8 protein-coding genes and 1 tRNA gene are annotated in these 7,935 nt (G+C 69.4%); all 9 read left to right on the forward strand.

Going from position 1 to position 7,935, the window contains the following annotated elements; all coding sequences use genetic code 11:
• On the forward strand, positions 1 to 480 hold a 480-nt coding region (locus EK403_RS02550), incomplete at its 5' end, for a hypothetical protein (RefSeq protein ID WP_164919471.1).
• A 193-nt stretch (positions 481 to 673) separates the two neighbouring features.
• Positions 674 to 3,400, forward strand: a complete 2,727-nt coding sequence (gene gyrA / locus EK403_RS02555; RefSeq protein WP_128775949.1) for a DNA gyrase subunit A — start codon at positions 674 to 676, stop codon at positions 3,398 to 3,400.
• A 117-nt stretch (positions 3,401 to 3,517) separates the two neighbouring features.
• Positions 3,518 to 3,592, forward strand: a tRNA-Ser gene (locus tag EK403_RS22130).
• A gap of 493 nt (positions 3,593 to 4,085) precedes the next feature.
• On the forward strand, positions 4,086 to 4,583 hold the full coding sequence (coaD, locus tag EK403_RS02560; protein ID WP_128775950.1) for a pantetheine-phosphate adenylyltransferase: 498 nt from the start codon (positions 4,086 to 4,088) through the stop codon (positions 4,581 to 4,583).
• Between the two features lie 28 nt (positions 4,584 to 4,611).
• A complete protein-coding gene (locus EK403_RS02565; RefSeq protein WP_128775951.1) occupies positions 4,612 to 5,157 on the forward strand; it encodes a peptidylprolyl isomerase in 546 nt (181 codons plus the stop codon).
• Positions 5,158 to 5,203: 46 nt separating this feature from the next.
• Positions 5,204 to 5,668 carry a peptidylprolyl isomerase gene (locus EK403_RS02570; protein WP_128775952.1) on the forward strand — a complete coding sequence of 155 codons (465 nt, stop codon included), beginning with the start codon at positions 5,204 to 5,206 and terminating at the stop codon, positions 5,666 to 5,668.
• 23 nt (positions 5,669 to 5,691) lie between these two features.
• Positions 5,692 to 6,144 carry a DMT family transporter gene (locus tag EK403_RS02575; RefSeq protein ID WP_128775953.1) on the forward strand — a complete coding sequence of 151 codons (453 nt, stop codon included), beginning with the start codon at positions 5,692 to 5,694 and terminating at the stop codon, positions 6,142 to 6,144.
• Positions 6,145 to 6,190: 46 nt separating this feature from the next.
• Positions 6,191 to 7,282, forward strand: a complete 1,092-nt coding sequence (gene queA, locus EK403_RS02580; protein WP_128775954.1) for a tRNA preQ1(34) S-adenosylmethionine ribosyltransferase-isomerase QueA — start codon at positions 6,191 to 6,193, stop codon at positions 7,280 to 7,282.
• Positions 7,279 to 7,935 (forward strand): tRNA guanosine(34) transglycosylase Tgt (locus EK403_RS22880; RefSeq protein WP_245479462.1); only part of this gene is annotated, 657 nt, incomplete at its 3' end. The genes queA and EK403_RS22880, both read left to right, overlap by 4 nt.

Consider the following 7,935-nt stretch of genomic DNA (forward strand, 5'->3'; position numbering starts at 1 on the left):
CTTTGCGCGGTGCTGTGTCCCCTCGCGACCACGGCCATTTGGCTTCTTGGGCCCTATGGCTGGAGCTTTGTAGTCGCGGCTGCGAACGCCGCGACCGTCGCGCTCTCCGCGGTCTTCGAGGGCGTCAGGGATAGACCGGGCCATGCCGCCGAAGCGATCAGCATATCGTTCGCCATCGTGCTGGCGGCGGCCGGGCCCGCGCTCGTCATGGGCCTCTCGGGCCGCGACGGACTGGGCGGCGGCGGATCGACGGCCGCGCTCTTTCCGGGCTGGATGGCGGTCATGGTCGCGCCCGCCATGCTGGTCTACGGCCATGCGCCCTCTGTGTCCGACGGTCGCCTGCCGGCGCCGGTTTCGGCGGATTTCCTGATCCTGTTCTCGGCGGCGTCCATGGGGGTGGCGCTGGCTTACGCCATCTGGGTCGAACTCCGCCCCGCGCTGCGGGGAGGGCAGGACGAGCCTTCGCCAAGCGCCGCTTGACACGAAAATGACGCTTGGTCGCGCCGCCGGCCTGCGAGCGCCGCACATGCCTGCCTCGCGCCAACGCGGCCCCAGCATAAGCATCTGATTCTAATCGTTATTTTCACGTCGATCGATCGCGGCGCGCAGTTGGCTTTCCGGTGTGGAATCGTCTAGGTTCCGGCCCGACTGAAACGTTCCGAAAGCCGTTCTCTTGGCCGATCCCAACGACCCGATTTCGGGCGAGCCGTCCGATGTCCGCCTCGTCTCGATCGCGGACGAGATGCGCCGCTCCTATCTCGACTATGCGATGTCGGTCATCGTCTCACGCGCGCTGCCGGACGTGCGCGACGGGCTGAAGCCGGTGCATCGGCGCATCCTGTTCTCGATGAACGAGAACGGCTACTTCCCTGACCGGCCTTACAGAAAATCGGCCCGCGTGGTCGGCGACGTGATCGGTAAGTACCACCCGCATGGCGACCAGTCGATCTACGACGCGCTGGTTCGGATGGCGCAGACCTTCTCGATGCGGCTGCCGCTTGCGGACGGGCAGGGCAATTTCGGCTCGGTGGACGGCGATCCGCCGGCGGCGATGCGCTACACCGAGATCCGGCTGGCGAAGCCCGCGATGGCGCTGCTCGCGCATATCGACGAGGACACGGTCGACTTCCAGGACAACTATGACGGCTCCGAACGGGAGCCCACAGTCCTTCCGGCGCAGTTCCCGAACCTTCTGGTCAACGGCGCCGGCGGCATCGCGGTCGGCATGGCGACCAACATTCCGCCGCACAATCTCGGCGAGGTCGTCGACGCCTGCGTGGCGCTGATCGAGAAGCCCGAGATGGAGCTCGACGAGCTCATCGAGATCATTCCCGGTCCGGACTTCCCGACCGCCGCCCGCATCCTCGGCCGCGGCGGCATCCGCTCGGCCTACGCCACGGGCCGCGGCTCGGTCATCATGCGCGCCAAGGTCGAGACCGAGGAGATCCGCAAGGATCGCGAGGCGCTGATCGTCACCGAGATCCCCTATCAGGTGAACAAGGCGAAGCTCGTCGAGCACATCGCCGAACTGGTGCGCGACAAGAGGGTCGAGGGCATCTCGGACCTGCGCGACGAGAGCGACCGTCAGGGCATGCGCATCGTCATCGAGCTCCGCCGCGAGGCGGTGGCCGACGTCGTGCTGAACCAGCTGTTCCGCTTTTCGGCGCTGCAGACCAGCTTCGGCTGCAACATGGTGGCGCTGACCGGCGGCCGCCCTGAGCTCATGACGCTCCGCGACATGCTGGTCGCCTTCATCGCCTTCCGCGAAGATGTGGTGAGCCGGCGCACCAAATTCCGGCTCGGCAAAGCGCGCGACCGCGCCCACGTGCTGGTCGGCCTCGCCATCGCCGTCGCGAACATCGACGAGGTCATCCGCCTGATCCGCACCGCGCCGGATCCCGCGACCGCCCGCGAACGGCTGATGGAGCGCGACTGGCCGGCGCGTGACGTCGAGGCGCTGATCGCGCTGATCGACGACCCCCGGCACCGCATCAACGAGGACGGCACCCACAAGCTCTCGATGGAGCAGGCGCGCGCGATCCTCGATCTGAGGCTCCAGCGCCTCACCGCGCTCGGCCGCGACGAGATCAGGGACGAGCTCGACAAGCTCGCGGCCGAGATCGCCGACTATCTCGACATCCTGCGCTCGCGCGAGCGCGTGCAGACCATCGTGCGCGAAGAGCTGCTGGCCGCGAAGGACCAGTTCGCGACGCCGCGCCGGACCGAAATCCTCGAAAGCGACGCCGATTTCGAAGACGAGGATCTCATCCAGCGCGAGGACATGGTCGTCACCTTCACGCATGGCGGCTACATCAAGCGCGTGCCGCTCGTGACCTACCGGGCGCAGAACCGCGGCGGCAAGGGCCGCTCCGGCATGGCGACGCGCGAGGAGGACTTCGTCTCGCGGCTGTTCGTGGCCAACACGCACACGCCCGTGCTGTTCTTCTCCTCGCTTGGGCAGGTCTACAAGCTGAAGGTCTGGAAGCTGCCGCTCGCCGCGCCGCAGGCGCGCGGCAAGGCGCTGATCAACATGCTGCCGCTCGATCCGGGCGAGCGCATCACGACCATCATGCCGCTCACCGAGAACGAGGCCGACTGGGCGCGCTACGACGTGATGTTCGCGACCTCGGGCGGTACGGTGCGGCGGAACAAGCTCTCCGACTTCGTCAACGTCAACCGCTCCGGCAAGATCGCCATGAAGCTCGACGAGGGCGAGAGCATCGTCGACGTGCAAATCTGCTCGGAGGACGACGACGTCCTGCTGACCACGCATCTCGGCCAGTGCATCCGCTTCCGCGTGACCGACGTGCGGGTGTTCAAGGGCCGCGACAGCGTCGGCGTGCGCGGCATCACGCTCGCCTCGGGCGACCGCGTCATCGCGCTGTCGATCCTTCGCCATTTCGAGGCGTCGGCCGACGAGCGCGTCGCCTATCTCAAGCGCGCCAACGCGGTCCGGCGCGGGCAGGGCGAGAGCGTCGCCGAGGACGCGACCGCCGAGGCGGAGGCCGAGGCCGAGACCGACGCGGAGGCTGGCGCCGACATCGAGCTTGGCGCCGAGCGCTACGCGTCGATGAGCGAGGCCGAGCAACTCATCCTCACTCTGTCGGAAAACGGCTACGGCAAGCGCTCGTCTTCTTTCGAGTACCGGGTGACGGGCCGCGGAGGCAAGGGCATCGTCGCGATGGTGACGAACGAGCGGAACGGCCCGCTGGTCGCGTCTTTCGCGGTCCAGCATTCCGACCAGATCATGCTGGTCACCAATGCTGGCCAGACGATCCGCTGCCCGGTCGACGACATCCGCCTCGCCGGCCGCACCACGCAGGGCGTCACCGTCTTCAAGACGGCCGAAGGCGAGCGTGTGGTGTCGGTCGACTATATCGGCGAGGACGAGGCGGAGTAGGGGCGGCGGATTGGAACGGCCGTTAACGCGCCTTCAGTAGAATTACTCAGGTCCCGTTAAGCATAAGCGGGGCATCGTCTTGCCACCCCGCGGCGCGGGAGCCTATCGTTCCCGCATGGCCCGGTGGGGGAATGGCTACCCAGGGGGCGGGAACGTCCTCATATCCTGGTTCAAATCCAGGCTGGGCCTCCAAAATCAAGGCGGCGTCCGCGGTTCTCGTGGGCGCCGCCTTTTTTTCGGGCCCTGCCCGATAACGAACAGGTCGCCCGGCCGCTCCGCAAGCGACCGGGCGTCCTCGTGCGCCTTCGGCACGGAGAGGGGCGGGAATCCGTGGCCGTCGCCGGTTCGCGGCGGGGGTTAACGCCCGAGGGGACGGTGGTCCAGGGGGCGCGCCTCGGTCGTCCGGTCGAACGTCGATCGATCGCCCGTGGTCGACGCCGTCGCGAGCACCGCGAGGGCCGCGACCGCATAGAGCACGGCGAGTGCGGCCACCGCCGTCCTCACGCTTCGCCCCCGCGTCGCAGTCCTCGTCATCGCGAGCTCCCTTGATGTTCGGCGGGCAAGTTAACGATCGGGACTGAACGGGGCATGGCGCGCCCGTTCATGCGGGGTTCACGGATACCGCAGCTTGCGGGCGGGCGGACGGACGGGTAAGCACGGCGCGCCCACCGACCTGAAGATCTTGATGCCCCGCGTCGCCTATTACCCAGGTTCCTTCGACCCCGTGACCTCCGGCCATGTCGACGTGGCTGCGCGCGCATGCCGTCTCGCGGACCGGCTGGTGATCGCAATCGGGACCCATCCCGGAAAGGCGCCGATGTTCTCGGTCGAGGAGCGCCGCGCCATGCTGGAGGAGACCTGCGGGCCGCTCGCCGCCGACGCCGGCGCGGAGCTCCGCGTGGAGACGTTCGACGGCCTGGCGGTGTCGGCCGCGGTGGCGGCGGGCGCCTCGCTCCTGATCCGCGGCGTGCGCGACGGCTCCGACCTCGACTATGAGATGCAGCTCGCCGGCATGAACGGCCAACTCGCGCCCGCGCTGCAGACGGTGCTGCTGCCGGCGAGCCCCGCGGTCCGGCCGATCAGCGCGACCCTCGTGCGCCAGATCGCGAGCATGGGCGGCGACGCTTCCGCCTTCGTCCCCGCGCCGGTCGCGCGCCGCCTCGCCGAACGCTTCGCCCGTTGACGCCATCCCGCCCCGGAAGGTCCTGGTCATGAAATTCGTTCTCGCACTGCTCATGGCGCTGGCGTTCTCGGCCGCGCCGGCAAGCGCCGCTCCGAAGCAGCCGGGCGGCCCGGTGATCGTGCTCGAGACCACCAAGGGAACGGTCAAGATTCGCCTGCGGCCCGACCTCGCGCCGAAGCACGTCCAGCGCATCGAGACGCTGGTGCGCGAGAAGTTCTATGACGGCGTGCCGTTCCACCGGGTGATCGCGGGCTTCATGGCGCAGACCGGCGATCCGACCGGCACGGGCACCGGCGGGTCCAAATATCCCGACATTCCGGCGGAGTTCTCCCGCGAGAGTTTCAAGCGCGGCGTCGTCGGCATGGCGCGCTCAGCCGATCCGGACAGCGCCAACAGCCAGTTCTTCATCTGCTTCGCGGCCGCCCCCTGGCTCGACGGCCAGTACACCGTGGTGGGCGAGGTGATCGACGGCATGGACGTCGTCGACCAGCTCAAGAAGGGCCAGGGACAGGGCGGCGTGGTGCAGGGTCCCGACACCGTCAAGACCATCCGGCTCGAGGGCGCGCCGGGCTGAGCCCACGCGCCGACGGAGCCAAACCTAAACTTCAAGGAGACGCGCCATGAGCGATCCCGAAAACACGCTGCTGATCGAGACCACGCAGGGCAAAGTGACGGTCGAGCTGCGGCCTGACCTCGCCCCCGGCCATGTCGCGCGGGTCAAGGAGCTCGTGCGCCAGGGCTTCTATGACGGCGTCGCGTTCCATCGCGTCATCGACGGCTTCATGGCGCAGACCGGCTGCCCGGAGGGCACCGGGCGCGGCGGCTCCGGCAAGAAGCTCAAGGCCGAGTTTTCACAGGAGAAGCATGTGCGTGGCACCGTCTCGGCGGCGCGCGCCATGGACCCGGATTCCGCTGACAGCCAGTTCTTCATCTGCTTCGAGGACGCGCCCTGGCTCGACGGCCAGTATTCGGTCTGGGGCAAGGTGACCGACGGCATGGACAACGTCGACAAGATCAAGCGCGGCGAGCCGGTGCAGAACCCCGACAAGATCACCTCGATCAAGGTCGCGGCCGACGCCGCCTGATCCGAGGCGGGGCGCGCTCCGGAATGCTGGAGAAGCTGCTCTTCGCGATTCCGGCGCTCGCCATCGGCGCGGGCGTCGCGCTGCAGGGGATCATCAATGCGGGCCTCGCCCGCGGGATCGGCTCCTACGTCGTCGCGGCCGCCACCTCGTTCTGGGTCGGGACGCTGACGCTCACCGCGCTCGCGCTGGCGAGCGGGAGCGTCGGCGGCGCTGTCACGGCTGGGCGCGGCGTCGGGCTCGGTTGGTGGATCGCGGGCGGCCTGCTCGGCGCCGCCTATGTCACGATGATGACCGTCATCGTGCCGAAGATCGGCATCGGCGCAGCGACCGCCTTCGTGATTGCCGGGCAGCTGATCACGGCCGCTCTGCTTGACCATTTCGGCGTTCTGGGCGTCTCCGAACATCCCCTGACGCTGCTCAGGATGCTAGGGATCGCGCTGCTGATCGCCGGCGCCCTGCTGGTGCGTTTCTTCTGATCCGACGCCGCCCGCCAGGCGGCGGGCGGCTGCGGAGCCAAGCGGCGTGGACGTCTCCCTCTTCGATTTCGAGCTCCCCGAGGAGCTGATCGCGCTTCGCCCGGCCGTTCCGCGCGACGCCGCGCGTCTGCTCGTGGTGCGTCCCGGCGGCGAGCCCGAGCTCGAGGACCGCGTCGTCTGCGACCTGCCCGAACTTCTCGCACCCGGCGACGCGCTGGTGGTCAACGCCACGCGGGTGATCCCGGCCCGCCTTTACGGCCTCAGGCGTCGCGGCGAGACGGCCGCGCGAACCGAAATCCTCCTGCATCGCCGCCTTGACGCCGCGCGCTGGCTCGCGTTCGCGCGGCCGGCCAAGAAGCTCGCGCCGGGCGACCGGTTAAGCTTCGGCGAGACGTCGGAGGGCATGGCCTGTCTGCTCGGCCGCCTCGACGCGACCGTCGAGTCGCGCGGGGAGGGCGGCGAGGTCACGCTCGCCTTCGACCTCGCCGGGCCGGACCTCGACCTCGCGATCGCGGCGTCGGGCGACATCCCGCTGCCGCCCTACATCGCGGGCCAGCGACCGACGGACGCCCGCGACGCCGACGACTACCAGACCATGTTCGCGCGCGAGCCCGGCGCGGTCGCGGCCCCGACCGCGGGCCTGCATTTCACGCCCGCTCTGTCGGAGGCGCTCGCCGCGCGCGGCGTGGCGCGGCATGAGACAGTGCTGCATGTCGGCGCCGGCACCTTTCTGCCCGTCAAGGTCGAGGACACGGACGATCATCGCATGCACGCCGAGTTCGGCGTCCTGGACGCCGCGACCGCCGGGGCGCTGAACGAAACGCGGGGTCGGGGCGGGCGCGTGGTCGCGGTCGGCACCACCTCCTGCCGATTGCTCGAGAGCGCGGTCGGGCCGGACGGCCGGCTCGCGGGGTTCTCGGGGGAGACGGACATCTTCATGACGCCCGGCTTCCGGTTCCGTGCGGTGGACGCCCTGCTCACCAACTTCCATCTGCCGCGCTCAACCCTGATGATGCTGATCGCGGCGTTCGCGGGTCTCGACGTCGTCCGCCGCGCCTACGCCCATGCGGTCAGGGAGCGCTACCGTTTCTACTCCTACGGCGACGCCTGCCTGTTCCTCCCGGAGCGGCGCGGATGAGCGCCATCCCGTTCCGTGTGGCGGCGATCGACGGAGCCGCCCGCGCCGGCGAACTTGTCTTCCCTCGGGGCGTCATCCGCACGCCGGCCTTCATGCCGGTCGGCACGGCCGGGACCGTGAAGGCGCTCTACGCCGATCAGGTCGCCGCGACCGGCGCCGACGTCGTGCTGGGCAACGTCTACCACCTGATGCTCCGGCCCGGCGCGGAGAGGATCGCGTCGCTCGGCGGGCTGCACGCCTTCATGCGCTGGGACAAGCCGATCCTGACGGATTCCGGGGGCTTCCAGGTCATGTCACTGGCGGCGCTCCGCAAGCTCGACGCCGACGGCGTCACGTTCCAGTCGCATATCGACGGCTCAACCCATCGCCTGACGCCCGAGCGCTCGGTCGACATCCAGCGCCTGCTCGGCGCGGACGTCACCATGCAGCTCGACGAATGCGTGCGGCTGCCTGCGCCCCGGGTCGAGGTCGAGCGCGCCATGCGGCTCTCGCTCGACTGGGCGGAGCGGTCCAAGACCGAGTTCGGGACGCCCGACGGCCGCGCGCTGTTCGGCATCGTCCAGGGCGGCGACCAGCCGGATCTGCGCCGCGCCTCGGCCCGAGGCCTCGTCGAGCTCGGCTTCGACGGCTACGCGATCGGCGGGGGCGCGGGG

Source organism: Hansschlegelia zhihuaiae (assembly GCF_004103825.1).
GTDB lineage: Bacteria > Pseudomonadota > Alphaproteobacteria > Rhizobiales > Methylopilaceae > Methylopila > Methylopila zhihuaiae.

Bases quoted from the DNA above. Each gene is read 5' to 3' on its own strand.
- EK403_RS02565 (WP_128775951.1), top strand. From the start codon at position 4,612: ATGAAATTCGTTCTCGCACTGCTCATGGCGCTGGCGTTCTCGGCCGCG.
- EK403_RS02570 (WP_128775952.1), top strand. From the start codon at position 5,204: ATGAGCGATCCCGAAAACACGCTGCTGATCGAGACCACGCAGGGCAAA.
- EK403_RS02575 (WP_128775953.1), top strand. From the start codon at position 5,692: ATGCTGGAGAAGCTGCTCTTCGCGATTCCGGCGCTCGCCATCGGCGCG.
- coaD (WP_128775950.1), top strand. From the start codon at position 4,086: ATGCCCCGCGTCGCCTATTACCCAGGTTCCTTCGACCCCGTGACCTCC.